The sequence below is a fragment of the Mesorhizobium sp. ISC11 genome, from assembly GCF_037162595.1.
Lineage (GTDB): Bacteria > Pseudomonadota > Alphaproteobacteria > Rhizobiales > Rhizobiaceae > Mesorhizobium > Mesorhizobium ciceri.
Genome location: NZ_JAVSPW010000001.1, coordinates 3,072,631 through 3,089,937, shown reverse-complemented (window position 1 = coordinate 3,089,937; position 17,307 = coordinate 3,072,631). Strand labels below are relative to the sequence as shown.

Below are 17,307 nucleotides of genomic sequence, written 5' to 3'. Positions count from 1 at the left end.
TCATCGACGCATGCTTTGGGCGGCTGTCGGTGTTTCCACTCAGTCGCATTTTTTTCTTAACAGTGAAGATTGATCCGGCGCGCTTTCAGGTCAAGCGATTTGTCGCGCCGTGCACATCACGCTTGCGAAACATGTCGGCTTCACACTGCCGCGGTGGGATTGTTCGGAAAAGGACCAAGGGTCAGGAAGCGAAAACCCGCCGGAGGCGGGTCGCGGCGCAAATCAGCACCATGGACGAATATGTAGCATAGCTGCCCTCAGCAGGTCAAGAAAAAATTCCTATCACGAACTGCAGCACGGCCTCACTGTCTTGGGAGGGAAGGGCCGTCAGGAACGCGGTTTGGTCTTTTGCGGATCGTAGTGGGCGAAGGCGACGACTCGCGCCGGCAGCCGCTTGGCATGGCCGTCGAGCTTGCCGATCTCGACCTCGGTACCGACAGCCGAATGGGTGACATCGAGCCTGGCCAGCGCGATGGTCTTGTTCAGCACCGGCGAGCGCATGCCTGACGTGACCACGCCGATCTGGGCACGGCCGACATGCACGCAATCGCCATGGCCGACGTCGACATTGGCGTCGATGTCGAGACCGACCAGCTTCGTCTGCGGGTGCTCCTTGCGGCGGATCAGCGCCTCGCGGCCGACGAAATCGTCGGTCTTGCTCTTCAGCGGCACGGTGAAGCCGATGCCGGCCTCGAACGGATCGGTCTGGTCGGAAAATTCGTATCCGGCGAAGATCAACCCGGCCTCGATGCGCACCATGTCCAGCGCCTGCAGTCCCATCGGCTTCAGCCCGTGAGGCTGGCCGGCTTCCCAGATGGCGTCGAAGACTTTTTCGGCGTCGCGCGGATGGCACCAGATCTCGTAGCCGAGCTCGCCGGTATAGCCGGTGCGCGAGACGACGACCGGAATGCCGTTGCCGCCACCAATGCGGGCGACGGCGAAGCGGAACCATTCGAGTTCGTCGATCGACGGCTGCAGCGGCGAGGTCCAGATCACCTCCCTGAGGATGTCGCGGCTCTTCGGTCCCTGCACGGCGACATTGTGCATCTGGTCGGTGGAGGAACGCACAAGGACATTGAGGCCGAGTTTTGTCGCCGTCTCGCGCAGCCACTCGCCAGACAGATCGTCGCCGCCGACCCAGCGGAAATTGTCCTTGCCCAGCCGCAGCAGGGTGCCGTCATCAATCATGCCGCCATGCTCGTAGCACATGGCCGAATAGACCACCTGGCCAACGCCAAGCTTCTTGACGTCGCGGGTCAGCGTGTATTGCAGCAGCGCTTCGGAATCCGGGCCGGTGACCTCGAACTTGCGCAGCGGCGACAGGTCCATGATCACCGCGTCTTGGCGGCAGGCCCAGTATTCGGCGATCGGCCCGTCCTTGGCGAAGGAATTGGCGAGCCAATAGCCCTTGTACTCCTGAAAGTTGCGGGTGTGCTTGGCAAAGCTCGAATGAAAAGCGGTCTCGCGGGTCATTTTCGGTTCCGAATCGGGCGTCATGCGTCTGGCGATCGCTCGCGAGAATTTGTGCTGGCCGGAATAGGTCCGCACATGGATGTCGGTCGGGTTCCAGCCATTGGCCGGCGTCGTGTCGTCGGGGCAGGCGGAGGAAACGCAAACGATGTCGGTGAGCGCCCTGAGCAGCACATAGTCGCCCGCCCGCGACCACGGCTCGTCGGACACCATGACGCCATGCGCGTCGATCGCCGTGTTGAAGAAGAAGTTGATCGCCATCCAGCCCGCGCGGGGATTGACGCCCTTGCCGGCCAGAGCGCCGTTGAAATTCTCCGAACAGTTGGTGTGTCCGGGATAGCCGATGTCGTCGTAATATTTGGCGGCGCAGGCGAGCGCGAAGGCGTCGTGCCGGCCGCATGTGTCCTGCACCACCTCGACCAGCGGCTCCATGTCCTGGTCATAGTATTTGGAATGCAGGCCGGGCATCGGGTAGCTCGCACCCATGAGCGTGCGCGTCGTCGTCACGTCGAGCGGATGATCCAGTCCCCTGTCCAGCTTGCGCGCCGAAAAGCACTGGAAATCGGTGCATTGGCGCCCGTCGACATCGATGATCTGCAGATAGTCGCCAGCCCCAACGAAATAGGCCTCCGCGGTCGCCGAATGGACGCGCAAATCGAGCACCGGGTCGGCAAGCGGATCAGCCAATACCGATTTCGCCGCCGGGCGGATCGTGGCGCGGCGAACGAAGACGGTCAGCGGTGTCGCCGTGTCATGACCATCGACCAGCATCGGCCCGCCGGGGGCGGCAATCAGCACCGCACCATCGCGTGCGACGGTGAAAGCCTGCTCGGTGCCGGCCGGTGTCGTGACGCCGAACACCCGCACCGCCCTGGCGTGGTCAAGCTGCACCTGCCGGCGGGCGAGCCCGCTCCGCAGGGATGCGAGACTGTCGTCGCCCTCTATGAGCAGCGCTTTGATGCCGGCAGCGTTGCTGTTCGATGCTTCACCAAAAATGCCGGGATCGGTCGCGCCGGTCCTGTCCCAGGCCAGAAGTTCGCAGGCCTGGCCGCCTTCGACATTGCGCACGGTGATCGCGTCGCCGGCCTCGATGTCGATCAGCACCGCGCCGTTGCCCTGGATCGTATAACGCTCCATGCCCGGCGGCAGCGCGATCTGGCCCGGCCTCAGGATGAGGCTAGGCTTGGGCGGTCCGGCAGCAATTGCGGGGTAGGGCGACTGGCTCATCTCAGCCTTGCGGTTCGAGAAACAAGTTTGCCTGTGCGTGAAATTATTTTAGCAGCAAGAATAGCAGTGCGGTTGGGTTTGGCAAGGCGGAGGTGGCGCGCTTTGCCTTCTCCCCTTGTTGTGGGAGAAGGGAAGACTAGCCAAGGCTAAGCCAGTCTCTCTGTATGGTTGATGTCGACGCCGTACTCCGCGCCCGAATCCAGCATCGTATGCCAAAGGCTCTCGGCAAACGTCGCAAACATCAGAACGTTGAACACCGCCTGCCCATCCGTCCGATCACTGTCGCGCCAGAGCGTGACGCTGGTGTGATCCATCGACGTCGCGGCGGCGGCGCCAACCGGAAACGAATCGGGATGCAAATCGATCGACGACAGTTTCGCCAGCATTGTCCGCGCCTTGGCGCCGGAGATGCTGACCAGAACCCGCGCATGCGACTGGTCCGACAGCGAGCCGGACAATGCGGGCTCCAGCGTCTGCATCGTGTGCTTGCCGCCCTTCGACAGCACGAAGAACTGGTCCGGTCCCGACCAGATCAGCGTTGCGTCCGAAGTCCGCACCGCCTTCGGCGCATCAGGGACAGCAACACCAAACCGAGCCTTGGCGGCTTGTCCCAGCTCGGCCGCCTGGCCGCGCCGCGCCATCACCTGGATCAGATCAAAATTGCGGATCTCGGTCAGCGAAATGCCGGCCTCGATACCGCGTGCGCCATCTGTACCGGTGACAAGCGCATGCTCGAGTGGGCTGCGAGAAACCCAGGAAAACTCAACCACGCTGGCGCCCTCCATCCGGGTCGTAGAAGACGGGATTGCAGAGTTCGACGTCATAGTCTTCGCCGCGCAATGGATCATGCGCGTGCACGATCTCGCCGATGCGTTCGCGGCCGCGTTCGACAAGCGCGAGCCCGATCCACTGATCCAACGTCGGCGAGAAGCAGACCGAGGTGACATAGCCCTGGTCGTTGCCGGGGCCGGGCGTCTGCCCCTTCGGGATGATGTGTGCGCCGGAGCGCAACCGGCGTGTCTCGTCCGTCGGCTTGATGCCGACGACGACCTGGCGATCTGGGGCTACCAGCGCCTCGCGTCCGGCCATGACGCGGCCGATATAGTCTTTCTTGGTCGACATCATCTTGCCCAGACCAAGATCGGCCGCTGTCGTCGTGCCGCTCAGTTCCGGTCCGGCGATGTGGCCCTTTTCGACGCGCATGACGCCGAGCGCCTCGGTGCCGTAAGGCGTCACGCCGAATGGCGCGCCGGCCAGCATCAGATTGCGTGCCATCGCATCACCGAAGCGTGCCGGTACCGAGATCTCGAAGGCCATTTCGCCGGAGAACGAGATGCGGAACAGCCGCGCCTTGAGGCCGCCGCGCAACGTCACTTCGCGCGCGCCCATGAACGGAAAGCCTTCGTTGGAAAGGTCCTCGGACTCATCAACGATCTGTTTCAGCAACTCCCGCGCGCTCGGTCCGGCGATCGAGAACTGCGCCCACTGGTCGGAGACGGAAGTGAGCTGCACGTCGAGCTCCGGGAACAGCACCTGGCGGCAGAATTCGAGATGCTGCATCACCAGACCGGCCTTGGCCGTGGTGGTGGTGAGAAAATAGTGGTCTTCGGCCAGCCGCGACGTGGTGCCGTCGTCATAGACGATGCCGTCCTCGCGCAGCATCAGACCGTAGCGCGCCTTGCCCACTGCAAGACTGGAGAAGGTGTTGATGTAGACGCGGTCGAGGAAGGCGCCGGCATCCGGACCGTGCACGTCGATCTTGCCGAGCGTCGAGACATCGCAGAATCCGACGCCTGAGCGCACCGCCTTGACCTCGCGCGTCACCGATTCCAGCCAGTCCTTCTCGCCCGCGCGGGGGTACCACTGCGCCCGCTTCCACAGGCCGGTGTCGACGAAGACAGCACCTTGTTCCACGGCCCAGTGATGCGACGGCGTCAGCCGCGTCGCATGGAAAGTCTCGTCGCGGTGATGGCCGGCGAAGGCGCCGATGGCGACGGGCACGTAAGGCGGCCGGTAGATCGTTGTCCCGGTCTCGGGGATCGAACGGCCGCTGACCGCAGCCATGATGGCGAGGCCGGCGACATTCGAGGTCTTGCCCTGGTCGGTCGCCATGCCGAGCGTGGTGTAGCGCTTCAGATGCTCGACCGATTCAAAACCCTCGCGCTGCGCCAGCTCGATGTCGGACGCGGTGACGTCGTGTTGCTGGTCGACAAAGGCTTTGCCCTTGCCGGCGACATGCCAGAGCGGCGTCAGCGAAAAAGCCTCGTCATCGGCGGCAGGCGCGGCGCCCGCCGTACCATTGTGCCCCGTGTCACGGGCCGCTGCCGCGCCAGCGGCAAATCCCTGGCTCAGGCAGGCGCCGAGCCCGAAATCGCCATTGGCGGCACCCGCGGCGACCATGCCTGGAGGCGCGCCGTCGGGCACGAAGGCGGAGATGTCGCTGCGCCATTTCGGCCGGCCGCGATGATAGGAGGTCAGCCCGACCGCCGGGTTCCAGCCGCCGGAAACGGCGAGCCCGTCCGCTTCGACCTCGGCGCGCGCGCCGCCGGTCAGCGACACCGCGATTTTCCTGACGCCATCCTTGCCGCCGTCGATGCCACTGACGGAACCGTGCAGCACCGGGAAGCCGCCCTTCGAGGCCAGCGAACGATGCGCCGGCGATATTTCGGGCCGTGCATCGATGACCGCCGCTATCTGCAGGCCGGCACCGAGCGCCGTCTCGACGGTGCGCCAGCCGTCCTCATTGTTGGTGAAAAGTGCGATCCGCTTTGCCGGTGTAGCGGCGTAGCGCGCGACATAGGTGCGCATGGCGGAGGCCATCATCACGCCGGGCGTGTCGTTGCCGGCAAAGACGATCGGCCGTTCGATGGCGCCGGCTGCCACGACGCAGCGCTTCGCCACGATCCGCCACAGGCGCTGGCGCACCTGGTGCTCGGGCGGCGAGGGCAAATGGTCGTTGACCCGCTCAATGGCGCCATAGGTGCCGCCATCGTAGACGCCGAACAGCGTCGTGCGGGTCATGACGCGGACGTCGGGCATACCAGCCAGTTCAGCCAGCGTCCGCGAAATCCACTCGGCCGCAGGTTCGCCGTCGATCATTCCGCCATCCGACAGCAGACGGCCGCCGAGGACAAAATCCTCCTCGCACAGGATGACGCGGGCGCCTGCGCGGCCGGCTGCCAACGCCGCGGCCAGACCAGCCGGGCCGGAGCCGGCGATCAGCACGTCGCAATGCGCCCATGCCTTGTCGTAGTGGTCGGGATCGGCAAGGCCGGCGGCACGGCCAAGGCCTGCGGCGCGGCGGATCGCCGGCTCATAGATCGCTTCCCAGAACTTCGCCGGCCACATGAATGTCTTGTAGTAGAAGCCGGCAACGAAGATCGGCGCGAACAGCTGGTTGACCGACATCACGTCGTGGCGCAGCGACGGCCAACGGTTCTGGCTGGCGGCCTCGAGCCCGTCATAGAGTTCGGCCGTCGTCGCCTTGGTGTTCGGCTCGCGCCGTGCCCCGGTGCGCAGCTCAACCAGCGCATTGGGTTCTTCCGAGCCCGCAGTCAGGATGCCGCGCGGGCGATGGTATTTGAATGAGCGGCCGACCAGCTTGACGCCGTTGGCGATCAGCGCCGAGGCGAGCGTGTCGCCCTGGAAGCCGGAGAAAGCCTTGCCGTCGAAACGGAAGTTCAGCGGTGCCGAGCGGTCGACAAGCCCGCGATTGCCGAGCCGGTGTGTCTGCGCGCCGGCCATCACGCACCAACCTTCGCAGCGCCGGCACCAGCCGCCGGTTCGATGGAGGAAATCTCGTGCGTCAGCGTGTTGCGGGTGACCTTCAGCCAAGCCCGGCAACCACCGCCATGGTACCAATATTCGCTGGTCGCGCCGGCGACATTGTCGCGCAGATAGACATAGTCGAAGACCTCGTCTTCCGAGGCGCCGGCCTCGGGCCGCACCGGCTTGGCGTCGCCGAGATAGGTGAACTCGCCGAGTTCGCGTTCACCGCAGAAAGGACAGGCAATGCGCATTTCTTCTAAACCGCCTTCAATGCAGGTTCGGTTGGGCGCCCTGGCCCTTTTCGTCGATCATGGCGCCAGTTCGGAACCGGTCTAGGCGGAACCGTGCCGCTTCTTCATGCGACTCGTCGCGAGCCAGGAGGTGCGCAAAGACAAAACCGGACCCTGGCGTCGCCTTGAAGCCGCCATAGCACCAGCCCGCGTTGAGATAGAGCCCGTCGACGGGCGTCTTGTCGATGATCGGTGAACCATCCATCGACATGTCCATGATGCCGCCCCACTGGCGCAGCAGGCGCACGCGGCCGATCATCGGCATCAGCGCCATGCCGCCCTCGCAGACGTCTTCCATCACAGGCATGTTGCCGCGCTGGGCGTAGGAATTGTAGCCGTCTATATCGCCGCCGAAGACGAGGCCGCCCTTGTCGGACTGGCTGACGTAGAAATGGCCGGCGCCGAAGGTCATGACGCCCGGGATGAGCGGCTTGATCGCCTCGGAGACGAAGGCCTGCAGCACGTGGCTCTCGATCGGCAGGCGCAGACCGGCCATTGCTGCGACGCGCGACGAGGAGCCGGCGACCGCCATGCCAACCTTTCCGGCGCCGATCTTGCCGCGCGACGTCTCGACGCCGGTCACCTTGCCATTGGCGTCCCTGACAAAACCGGTGACTTCGCAATTCTGGATGATGTCGACGCCGAGTTCGCTCGCCGCATGCGCATAGCCCCAGACCACCGCATCGTGCCGCGCCGTGCCGCCGCGCCGCTGCAACAGCCCGCCTTGCACGGGAAAGCGCGCATTGTCGAAGTTCAGGAACGGGATCATCTTCCTGACGGCAGCGAGGTCGAGCAGTTCGGCGTCGATGCCGTTGATGCGCATAGTGTTGCCGCGCCGCGCATAGGCGTCGCGCTGCGCATCGGAATGGTAGAGGTTGATGACGCCGCGCTGGCTGACCATCGCATTGTAGTTGAGGTCCTGCTCCATCCGCTCCCACAGCTTCATCGACAATTCGTAGAAGCCGGTGTTGCCGGGCAGACCGTAATTGGAGCGGATGATGGTGGTGTTGCGGCCGGCATTGCCGGAGCCGATCCAGCCTTTTTCGAGCACGGCGACATTCTTGATGCCGTACTCGCTGGCGAGGAACCAGGCGGTGGCCAGCCCGTGCCCGCCGCCGCCGATGATCACCACGTCGTAGCGATCCTTCGGCGTGGCGTCGCGCCAGGTGCGCTGCCAGTTCTTGTGGCCGGACAGGGCGGCACGAGCGAGCGAGAAGATCGAATATTTCATCAGTTCATTCCGAGGTCGCTCGCGTCGCGCTGGTGGTCAAATATCCAGCGTGTGGTCGCGCTCCCATTGCGTGAAGTGCGAAGCATAGGAATTCCATTCCTGGTGCTTCAGCTTTAGGTAGGCCGACGAGAAATCCTCACCCAGCGCCGCCTTGAGCGATTTGTCCTTGTCGAACTCGCGCAAGGCGTCGAGCAGGTTGAGCGGCAGTTTTGGCGCGCCCTTTACCGTATGGCCATGCTGGTACATGTCGATGTCGTAGCGCTTGCCAGGATCGGCCTTCGAGCGAATGCCGTCGAGGCCGGCGGCGATGATGACCGCTTGCAGGAGATAGGGATTGGCGGCGCCATCCGGCAGCCGCAGCTCGAAGCGGCCGGGGCCGGGCACCCGCACCATGTGGGTGCGGTTGTTGCCGGTCCAGGTCACCGTGTTCGGTGCCCAGGTCGCGCCCGAAATGGTGCGCGGCGCGTTGATGCGCTTGTAGGAATTCACCGTCGGGTTGGTGATCGCGGCCAGTGCGGAGGCATGTTTCATGATGCCGCCGAGGAAATTCCTGCCCTTGGCCGACAGGCCGAGCTCCATCGAATTGTCGGCGAAGACGTTGGTCTTGCCGGCCTTGTCCCAGACCGAGATATGCGCATGGCAGCCATTGCCGGTCAGGCCCTGGAAGGGCTTCGGCATGAAGGTCGCGCGCAGGCCATGCTTTTCCGCGATCGACTTGACCATGAATTTGAAGAACGAGTGCTTGTCGGCGGTCGCCAGCGCGTCGTCGAAGGCCCAGTTCATCTCGAACTGGCCGTTGGCGTCCTCATGGTCGTTCTGATAGGCGCCCCAGCCGAGCGCCAGCATGTGGTCGCAGATCTCGGCGATGACGTCGTAGCGCCGCATCACCGCTTGCTGGTCGTAGCAGGGTTTTGAGGCCGTGTCGTATTCGTCGGAGATCGTCTTGCCGTCAGGCGAGATCAGGAAGAACTCGGCCTCGACGCCGGTCTTGACATGCATGCCGTCGCTGGCGGCTTCCGCGATCAGCCGCTTCAGTGTGTTGCGCGGCGCCTGGTCGACCTCCTTGTCGTCCATGATGCAGTTGGCCGCCACCCAGGCGACCTCAGGCTTCCACGGCAGCTGGATCACCGAATCCGGATCCGGCACCGCAAGCATGTCGGGATGCGCCGGCGTCAGGTCCAGCCATGTGGCGAAACCGGCAAAGCCGGCGCCGTCCTTCTGCATGTCTGATATCGCCTGCGCCGGCACCAGCTTGGCACGCTGGCCACTGAACAGGTCAGTGTAGGAAATCATGAAATATTTGACGTTTTTCGCCCTTGCGAATTCAGCAAGATCAGTTGCCACGGTAGTTCCCCATTTTTATCGATTGTTGTTCCCGAGTATGCGGGAATCGGCCCTTCGTTGATCAGAAGCCGTTCTTCCCCGGTATCCAGTTGGTGCCGGCCAGCGGCACGCCGGCCATGGCGGCTGCCTCGATCGTCAGCGCGACCAGGTCCTCGGGTTCGAGATTGTGCAGGCTGTTCTTGCCGCACGCGCGGGCGATCGTTTGAGCCTCAAGCGTCATCACCTTGAGGTAGTTCGCCAGCCGGCGCCCGGCAGTCACCGGATCGACCCGCTTCATCAGTTCCGGATCCTGCGTGGTGATGCCGGCGGGGTCGCGCCCCTCGTGCCAATCGTCATAGGCGCCGGCCGTGGTGCCAAGCTCGTTGTACTCCGCCTCCCAGCGCGGATCGTTGTCGCCGAGCGCGACAAGGGCCGCCGTGCCGATCGAGACCGCGTCGACGCCGAGCGCCAGCGCCTTGGCGACATCGGCGCCGTTGCGAATGCCGCCGGAGACGATCAACTGCACCTTGCGGTGCATGCCGAGGTCCTGCAGCGCCTGCACGGCCGGCCTGATGCAGGCAAGCGTCGGCTGGCCGACATTTTCGATGAACACTTCCTGGGTGGCGGCGGTGCCGCCCTGCATGCCGTCGACGACAACGACATCGGCGCCGGCCTTCACGGCAAGCGCCGTGTCATAATAGGGGCGCGCGCCGCCGACCTTGACGTAGATCGGTTTTTCCCAGTCGGTGATTTCGCGCAATTCGAGGATCTTGATCTCGAGATCGTCGGGTCCGGTCCAGTCGGGATGGCGTGAGGCCGAGCGCTGGTCGATGCCTTTCGGCAGCGTGCGCATTTCGGCGACACGATCCGAAATCTTCTGGCCAAGCAGCATGCCGCCGCCACCCGGCTTGGCGCCCTGGCCGACGACGACCTCGATCGCATCGGCGCGGCGCAGATCGCGCAGGTTCATGCCGTAGCGCGACGGCAGATATTGATAGACCAGTTGCTTGGAATGGCCGCGCTCCTCCTCGGTCATGCCGCCGTCGCCCGTCGTGGTCGAGGTGCCCGACAGGGTAGCGCCGCGTCCGAGCGCTTCCTTGGCCGGACCCGACAGCGAGCCGAAGCTCATGCCGGCAATGGTGATCGGAATCTTCAACTCGATCGGCTTCTTGGCATGGCGAGAGCCGAGCACGACCGATGTGTCGCAGCGCTCGCGATAGCCTTCGAGCGGGTAACGCGAGATCGAGGCGCCGAGGAACAGTAGGTCGTCGAAATGCGGCAGCTTGCGCTTGGCGCCGGCGCCACGGATGTCATAGATGCCGGTCGCCGCGGCACGGCGGATCTCGGAAAGCGTGTAGTCGTCGAAGGTCGCGGATTTGCGCGGCGTCGTCGGCGGGTTCCTGTAGGTCATGCTGCCTCAATACGCGTCGGCGTTGTCGATATTGAAATTATAGAGGGTACGCGCCGAGCCGTAGCGCTTGAACTCCGACGGCTTGACGCCGGTGACGCCGGCGCGGTCGAGCAGGCCCTGCAGCAATTCCAGATGCTCGGTCCGCATTTCCTTGGCGATGCAGTCGGCGCCGAGGCTGTCGACCTTGCCGCGCACGAAGAGCCGCGCCTCGTAGATGGAATCGCCGAGCGCATCGCCGGCATCGCCCAACACCACCAGATTGCCTGACTGCGCCATGAAGGCCGACATATGGCCGATATTTCCATGCACGACGATATCGATGCCCTTCATCGAAATGCCGCAGCGCGACGAGGCGTTGCCTTCGATGACCAGCAGGCCGCCCTTGCCGGTGGCGCCGGCATACTGGCTGGCGTCGCCTTTGATGGTGATCGAGCCCGACATCATGTTCTCGCCGACTCCAGGCCCTGCCGAGCCATGCACGGTAATGGTGCTGCCGGAATTCATGCCGCCGCAGTAATAGCCGACGCTGCCGCGCACATCGATGGCAACAGGCTGGTCGACGCCAACGGCCACCGAATGGCTGCCTTTCGGGTTCAGCACTTCCCATGCCGTTTCGTTCGAGCCGGGAGCCAGATTGTGCAGCGCCTGGTTGAGTTCGCGCAGCGACAACTGGTCGAGATCGAAGACCCGAGGGTCGTGTGCCGCGGTTTTTGAAAGCGTGGTTGCCGGCATGAACTCAATGCTCCCAGAAATAGACGGTTGCGGGCTCGGGTTCCCAGACCCTCGCATTGTCTATGCCGGGCAGTTTGGTCAGCGCGCGATATTCCGAGCCGAAGGCGACATATTGGTCGGTTTCGGCCATCACGGCTGGCTTGCAGGCAATCGGATCGCGCACCACGCCAAAGCCGTTCTTGGTGCCGACGACGAAGGTGAAGAAGCCGTCGAGGTCGGAGAGCGTGCCTTCCAGCGCCTCGCCGAGATTCTTGCCATGCGCCATCTGTGACGAGAGATAGGCGGCAGCGACTTCGGTGTCGTTCTCGGTTTCGAAGGTCATGCCTTCGCGGATCAGTTCGCGGCGGACATTGTTGTGGTTCGACAGCGAGCCATTGTGCACCAGGCACTGGTCGGCGCCGGTCGAGAACGGATGCGCGCCCATCGTCGTCACCGCCGATTCCGTCGCCATGCGGGTATGGCCGATGCCATGTGTGCCGGTCATCTTGCGGACATCGAAGCGATCGACGACTGCCTCGGGCAGGCCGACTTCCTTGTAGATCTCGACCACGTCGCCGGCGCCCATGATGCGGATGTCGGGGCGCAGCGCCTGGATGGTTTCGCGCGCTTCATCGATCTTCGCGGGGGTGGTCCTGACGACTGCATGGGTGGATTTCACCGCGATCGTCACCGGCGTGCCGATGGCCTTGGCGAGCTCCGCCTCGAGGCCGCGGAAATCGCGGTCGGGCTTGGCCGACTGGATGGTGATCTTGGCCTCATTCTTGGACGGCGCGCCATAGATGGCGATGCCGGCGCTATCGGGACCGCGATCGCTGAGCGAGATCAGCATCTGCGACAGCATCGCGCCAAGCTGGGGTTCCAGCGACTTGTCCTTCAAAAACAGTCCGACAATTCCACACATGTCAGCCTCCCGACGTTTTGTAGCTAAGAGATCGTTTGCAACTCTGAAAATGATGTATCGAATGAGGTCCGCAAATTCAATCGTATGAAAAAAATATTCCTCTAATTACCTATGCGTCTCAATGCCGCTCTGCCCACTATCGTTGCCTTGCCGGGCGTTGTGAACCCATTTGGCGGTGCGGATGCGGGCGAGCTTGTAGGCGTCCAGGATCGACAAAGCATAGATCAGGAAGCCGCCGGCGTGACGGCCGACGAAGCTGGCATCGGGCGGCGCGATCTTGGCCGTCACCCATGCCAGGATCACCATGAAGAAAAGGAATTGAAGGCCGCGCACCGGCACGCCCAGAATGACGTGCCCGCTTCCCGGCAGCACGATTGCGGCGCCGAGAACCAGATAGGGATTGGCGGGTGCAGTGGCGGAACTGGTCATGCGGCCTGCCGTTCGCTTTTGTTGATCGCGTCGCGAAGCGCCGACACCGACATCAGCAGCCTTTCGATCAGCGCGGGATCGAGTGCGGCGTCGCCGAATTCGGCCTGCCGGAAAACGCCATAGCGCGCCCGCTCGGCTTCGGCCAGAAGCCAGACGATGCGTATACCCTTGGGCGTGATCAGCAGTTCCTTGGCGCGCCCTTCGGAAAAGATCTCGATATGGCTGGCGATCAGGCCTTGCGGAAAGCGCGCCGCCCTGCGGTCGGTGCGCAGCACCGACTCGGCGGGAAATCCCGGAGCCTTGGGCAGCGTATGCTCGAGATGATCGAAATTGGAGAAGGTCGTCGGCGAGCCCGGCCGCATCATCATGTCGAAGGTGGCTGGTACCGCGACCTCTTCGGTGATCGAAACACTGAGCCAGCGCGCCGGCAGTTTGCGCGTCGCCAGCGTATCGACGATGGTGCGCACCTGGACACGTTTGCTGTTCCAGGATCCTTCCCAGGTGATGACGCCGGCGGTGCCATCCGAAACATTGGCAGCATCGGCGATGATTGTGCGGATGCGGTCCTGCTCGACGGCGAGCGCCATCGATGCCCTGCTGCGGCTGGCACGCGCTTGCCAGGCAAGGTGGAGAACGACAACCAGGACAATGGCCCCGGCCAGCAGTGCTGATGTCAGATCGGACATTTTCTCATGCCAGGCCCGCCCGGGATCCGGACGGGCCTACTCCCATCAATAACCCTGCGGCTTTGGCCACGGCATGGTGAACTGGTCGCCGCGCCGCACGAATTTGTAACGGTAGAAGTGGAACCACAGCGAGATCAGGAAGTAGAAGGCGACCATGGCGATCAGCTGCGAGCCGAAGCCGAGGAAGATGGCGAAGAAGGTCACCACGCACAGGCAGAACAGCACCATGGCCGGGATCGGATGGAAGGGGTGGGTGTAGCCTCGGCGGATCGAGCCCAGCGGCCATTTCTTGCGGAACATGATGATGTTGATGCTCATGAACGTGTATTGCAGCACCCCCGACAGGATCGAAAAGGTGATCGCCTGGTTGAGGTCGGCGATGAAGGCGAAGGCCAGCGCGATCGGCAGCAGGAACAGGATCGAGCGATAGGGCGTGCGATATTTCGGATGCACGGCCGAGAACCATGTCGGCAGATAGCGGTCGCGGCCGAGCGAGAACCAGGCGCGCGCCGCATCGTTGATGCAGCCATTGGCCGACGCCAGCGCGGCGAGCAGCGTGGCGACGAACAACAGGTTCTCGAGCAGCGGGCTGCCGGTCAGCTTGCCGGCGTCCCACAGTGGATAGTAGGTGATGCCGAGATATTCCCAGGGCATCAGGGAGGCGCAGACATACCAGGTCATGGCCGCCGCGATCAAAAGCGTGATCATGCCGGCCATGGTGCCGTAAGGCAGCGAGCGGGCCGGGGAGCGCACTTCCTCGGCGGCCTGTGTGGTGCCTTCGATGCCGAGATAGTACCATATGCCGAACTGGAAGGCGGCGATGACGCCGATCCAGCCATAGGGAAGCGCATTGCCTGGGGTGACCAGTTCGTTCAGCTTCAGCACCGCGCCTTGCGTCCACGGGCTGACCGAAAAGAACAGGATGACGATCGAGATATAGGCGATCGCGGTGATGACGAAGTTGACGTTGAGCGTCATCAGCACGCCGCGATAGTTCAGCCACGCCAGCACGACGATGGTCGCGGCGATGAAGGAATTGTGGGTGAGCCCTTCGACGCCGGCCTTGGCGACGATGGTGTCGCCGAGCAGGATGGCGTCGGACACTTCGAGCATCGTGTAGGCAAAGACCAGGAACAGCGCGACGTTGAACGCCATCAGCGGTCCGACGATGTGCTTTGCCTGCGCATACTGGCCGCCAGCGGCGGCCACGGTCGATGTCACCTCGGAATCGATCATCGCGACCGAGGTGTAGAGCAATCCGACGACCCAGCAGACGATGAGCGCGGCCAGCGCGCCACCCTTGTCCGCCGAGAAATTCCAGCCGGTGAATTCGCCGACCAGGACGATGCCGACGCCGAGCGCCCAGACATGGGCCGGTCCGAGCACGCGCAGGAGTGAAACTCTGTCCCCTTGGACAGCCGGGGCAGCCGGTTCAAGTGCGATCGTCATTGTTCAATCCTCACTCAGATCCGGTGTTTTTCGGAAGTGGCTTCCAGTTCGCCTTCGCGCGACGAGGTCAGCACCTCTTCGGAGAAGGTCGTGTCGACCTTGAACCAGTCGTAAAGCATCCACAAAGCGAGCACGATCGAGATGCCCCAGCATGCGTAAGAGAGTGCCACCCACATGATCGTGTCCCCGAATTAAATCGTCCTCAGAACTCTTACTTGTCGTCGAATTTTTCGTTGATGACGTCGCGATATTCGCGGTCGGATGCGCGAAACAGGAAGACGAAATAGCCTATCAGCACCGCAGCCATTATGATCAGCGTCGGCCAGTCGATGACATAATGGAAGCGGTTCTGGATGATGTCGTGCGCGGTCTCGGGCGTGTAGCCGAGCTTTTCCCAGATCGAGGCCATGGTCGGGTTCTGGCCGAGCGCTTCCCACGTCTTGGCGTCGAGCGCGTCGATGGATTTCGCCGCACCGGCGAGGCCCAGTTTCAGCGGCAGCCACAGCGCCACGAAAATGGCGACGACGACGACGGCGATGTCGAAAACCTGCCCGGCCTTGCTCTGCTCCGGCGGCGTGTAGCGGGACATTTCTTCTACCCCTCAGGACTTGCGGTTGCGGAATGCGTCGGCGTTCTTGATGTCGAGCCCGTAGATGAATTCCTTGTCTTCCTTGTAGTGCTTGACCATCGCCAGGATGGCGGCCGTGTTGAAGATCAGCACGGCGGCGGCGGCGATCGCGACCACGGCCTTGATGCCGCTGTGCGGGATGTAGGGCCATGTCATGAGCAGGACGAAGAGGATCGTCGCCCACAGGCAGACGATCAGGAGCGCAGATCCGCGCACGTCGGAGCGGTACAGCGCTTCGATGCGCTGTTGCATGTCTGACATCGGTTTTCCCCTTTTTCCAACGCCAGGCCCCGAATTGGCCGGCCGCTGCCCTCTTTCAAGAGAGTGAAATTTTTTTCATAAATTCAGTCCGAATCCCGCAATTGTCAAGCGCGATTTACGTGAGGTTAACTGTTTGCTTTGCGCGGTGGATTTTGCCTGACAATGAAATTAATTGCTTATGGGTATTGCGGCGTCCTGGCGTTTGCGATCAATATTCGGTCAAAGCTCCCGCCACTGCGCAGGGGGCAGGGAACAGCAGAGCATTATCGAAACGGAGGACGAGCGGATGACGGCATCCTGGAGATTTTCGACCCTGGCGGATCGCCACCGAGCGCTCGGTTCGAAGCTCGAAGACTGGAGCGGCATGGGAACCGCCTGGACCTACGACAAGGATGCCGACGAGGAGTACATCGCCATCCGCACCAAGGCTGGCCTGATGGATGTCTCCGGCCTCAAGAAGGTGCACATCACCGGGCCGCATGCTTCACACCTGATCGACCTGGCGACGACGCGCGACGTCGAAAAGATCTATCCCGGCAAGTCGGCCTATGCCTGCATGCTGAACGAGGCGGGAAAATTCACCGACGATTGCATCCTCTACCGCACCGGCCCCAATGCCTGGATGGTCGTGCATGGTTCGGGCACCGGCCATGAAGAATTGCAGCGGGCGGCTATGGGCCGCGACGTGTCGCTGCGCTTCGACGACAATCTGCACGATCTTTCGCTGCAGGGGCCAACCGCCGTCGACTATCTGGCCAAGCACGTGCCGGGCATTCGCGACCTCAACTATTTCCATCATATGCAGACGCAACTGTTCGGTTTGCCCGTCATGATCTCGCGCACCGGCTACACCGGCGAGCGCGGCTACGAGATCTTCTGCCGCGGCCAGGATGCCGGCACGATCTGGGACAGGATTCTCGACGAGGGCAAGAGCGCCGGCATCATTCCGTGCCGCTTCACCACCCTCGACATGCTGCGGGTGGAAAGCTACTTGCTGTTCTACCCCTACGACAATTCGCAGAAATACCCGTTCGAGAACGAAGGACCCGGCGACACGCTGTGGGAACTCGGCCTCGACTTCACCGTCAGCCCCGGAAAGACCGGCTTTCGCGGCGCCGAGGAGCATTATCGCCTCAAGGGTAAGGAGCGCTTCAAGATCTACGGCGTTCTGCTCGACGGCAAGGAGCCGGCCGATGAGGGTGCGCTGGTCTATCGCGACGGCAAGAAGGTGGGCGTGGTGACCTGCGCCATGTATTCGCCGCTGGTCGAGAAATCGATGGGCATCGCCCGCCTCGACGTCGACTGCGCGGTCAAGGACACCAAGCTCGAAATCCGCAACAGGAGCGGCGCCATCAAGGCCACCGCCCAGCCATTGCCATTCGACGATCCCAAGAAGACCAAGCGCACGGCGAAAGGTTGAGGCATAGTCGACGGCGAGGGGTTCGAGCAATTCCAGGAAAAGTGTGAAACGGTTTTCCGTCCGGAATTGCGTCAAAGCAAA

General features: G+C 63.1%; 16 protein-coding genes. 1 reads left to right on the top strand and 15 read right to left on the bottom strand.

Features of this window, described 5'->3' with window-relative positions:
- Positions 1 to 327: 327 nt before the first annotated feature.
- From RPF88_RS15355 to RPF88_RS15285, 15 genes are all read right to left on the bottom strand, one after another.
- On the bottom strand, positions 328 to 2,697 hold the full coding sequence (locus RPF88_RS15355) for a DUF1989 domain-containing protein (RefSeq protein WP_063167612.1): 2,370 nt from the start codon (positions 2,695 to 2,697) through the stop codon (positions 328 to 330).
- Between the two features lie 146 nt (positions 2,698 to 2,843).
- Positions 2,844 to 3,467: a sarcosine oxidase subunit gamma gene (locus tag RPF88_RS15350; RefSeq protein WP_337122664.1), complete on the bottom strand. Its 624-nt coding sequence runs from the start codon at positions 3,465 to 3,467 to the stop codon at positions 2,844 to 2,846.
- Complete coding sequence (locus RPF88_RS15345; protein WP_063167613.1) at positions 3,460 to 6,441, bottom strand: sarcosine oxidase subunit alpha; 2,982 nt, start codon at positions 6,439 to 6,441, stop codon at positions 3,460 to 3,462. The genes RPF88_RS15350 and RPF88_RS15345 overlap by 8 nt, the downstream gene beginning before the upstream one ends.
- Complete coding sequence (locus RPF88_RS15340) at positions 6,441 to 6,716, bottom strand: sarcosine oxidase subunit delta (protein ID WP_024502588.1); 276 nt, start codon at positions 6,714 to 6,716, stop codon at positions 6,441 to 6,443. Before RPF88_RS15340 ends, RPF88_RS15345 begins: the two co-directional genes overlap by 1 nt.
- A 16-nt stretch (positions 6,717 to 6,732) precedes the next feature.
- Positions 6,733 to 7,986, bottom strand: coding sequence for a sarcosine oxidase subunit beta family protein (locus RPF88_RS15335; RefSeq protein WP_013532907.1), 1,254 nt, complete (start codon positions 7,984 to 7,986; stop codon positions 6,733 to 6,735).
- Between the two features lie 36 nt (positions 7,987 to 8,022).
- Positions 8,023 to 9,330, bottom strand: a complete 1,308-nt coding sequence (gene glnT / locus RPF88_RS15330) for a type III glutamate--ammonia ligase (RefSeq protein WP_063167614.1) — start codon at positions 9,328 to 9,330, stop codon at positions 8,023 to 8,025.
- Positions 9,331 to 9,391: 61 nt separating this feature from the next.
- A complete protein-coding gene (locus tag RPF88_RS15325) occupies positions 9,392 to 10,720 on the bottom strand; it encodes an FMN-binding glutamate synthase family protein (protein ID WP_063167615.1) in 1,329 nt (442 codons plus the stop codon).
- A 6-nt stretch (positions 10,721 to 10,726) separates the two neighbouring features.
- On the bottom strand, positions 10,727 to 11,452 hold the full coding sequence (locus RPF88_RS15320) for a GXGXG domain-containing protein (RefSeq protein ID WP_013532905.1): 726 nt from the start codon (positions 11,450 to 11,452) through the stop codon (positions 10,727 to 10,729).
- Positions 11,453 to 11,456: 4 nt separating this feature from the next.
- The gene (locus RPF88_RS15315) at positions 11,457 to 12,353 is read right to left on the bottom strand and encodes a class II glutamine amidotransferase (protein WP_063167616.1); all 897 of its coding nucleotides are present in this window, start codon (positions 12,351 to 12,353) and stop codon (positions 11,457 to 11,459) included.
- Between the two features lie 105 nt (positions 12,354 to 12,458).
- Complete coding sequence (locus RPF88_RS15310) at positions 12,459 to 12,782, bottom strand: hypothetical protein (protein ID WP_063167617.1); 324 nt, start codon at positions 12,780 to 12,782, stop codon at positions 12,459 to 12,461.
- A complete protein-coding gene (locus tag RPF88_RS15305; protein ID WP_024502593.1) occupies positions 12,779 to 13,468 on the bottom strand; it encodes a hypothetical protein in 690 nt (229 codons plus the stop codon). Before RPF88_RS15305 ends, RPF88_RS15310 begins: the two co-directional genes overlap by 4 nt.
- A 45-nt stretch (positions 13,469 to 13,513) precedes the next feature.
- Entirely contained in the window at positions 13,514 to 14,917 is a 1,404-nt protein-coding gene (locus RPF88_RS15300; protein ID WP_024502594.1) for an APC family permease, read from the bottom strand.
- Between the two features lie 14 nt (positions 14,918 to 14,931).
- The gene (locus RPF88_RS15295; RefSeq protein WP_013532900.1) at positions 14,932 to 15,093 is read right to left on the bottom strand and encodes a hypothetical protein; all 162 of its coding nucleotides are present in this window, start codon (positions 15,091 to 15,093) and stop codon (positions 14,932 to 14,934) included.
- Positions 15,094 to 15,128: 35 nt separating this feature from the next.
- Positions 15,129 to 15,506 carry a hypothetical protein gene (locus tag RPF88_RS15290; RefSeq protein ID WP_013532899.1) on the bottom strand — a complete coding sequence of 126 codons (378 nt, stop codon included), beginning with the start codon at positions 15,504 to 15,506 and terminating at the stop codon, positions 15,129 to 15,131.
- A 12-nt stretch (positions 15,507 to 15,518) separates the two neighbouring features.
- Positions 15,519 to 15,806 (bottom strand): hypothetical protein, encoded by a 288-nt coding sequence (locus RPF88_RS15285; protein WP_013532898.1) that lies wholly within the window; start codon positions 15,804 to 15,806, stop codon positions 15,519 to 15,521.
- Positions 15,807 to 16,092: 286 nt separating this feature from the next.
- On the opposite strand from RPF88_RS15285, the gene RPF88_RS15280 reads away from it, so the two are divergent.
- Complete coding sequence (locus tag RPF88_RS15280; protein ID WP_063167618.1) at positions 16,093 to 17,226, top strand: aminomethyltransferase family protein; 1,134 nt, start codon at positions 16,093 to 16,095, stop codon at positions 17,224 to 17,226.
- Positions 17,227 to 17,307: the final 81 nt, after the last annotated feature.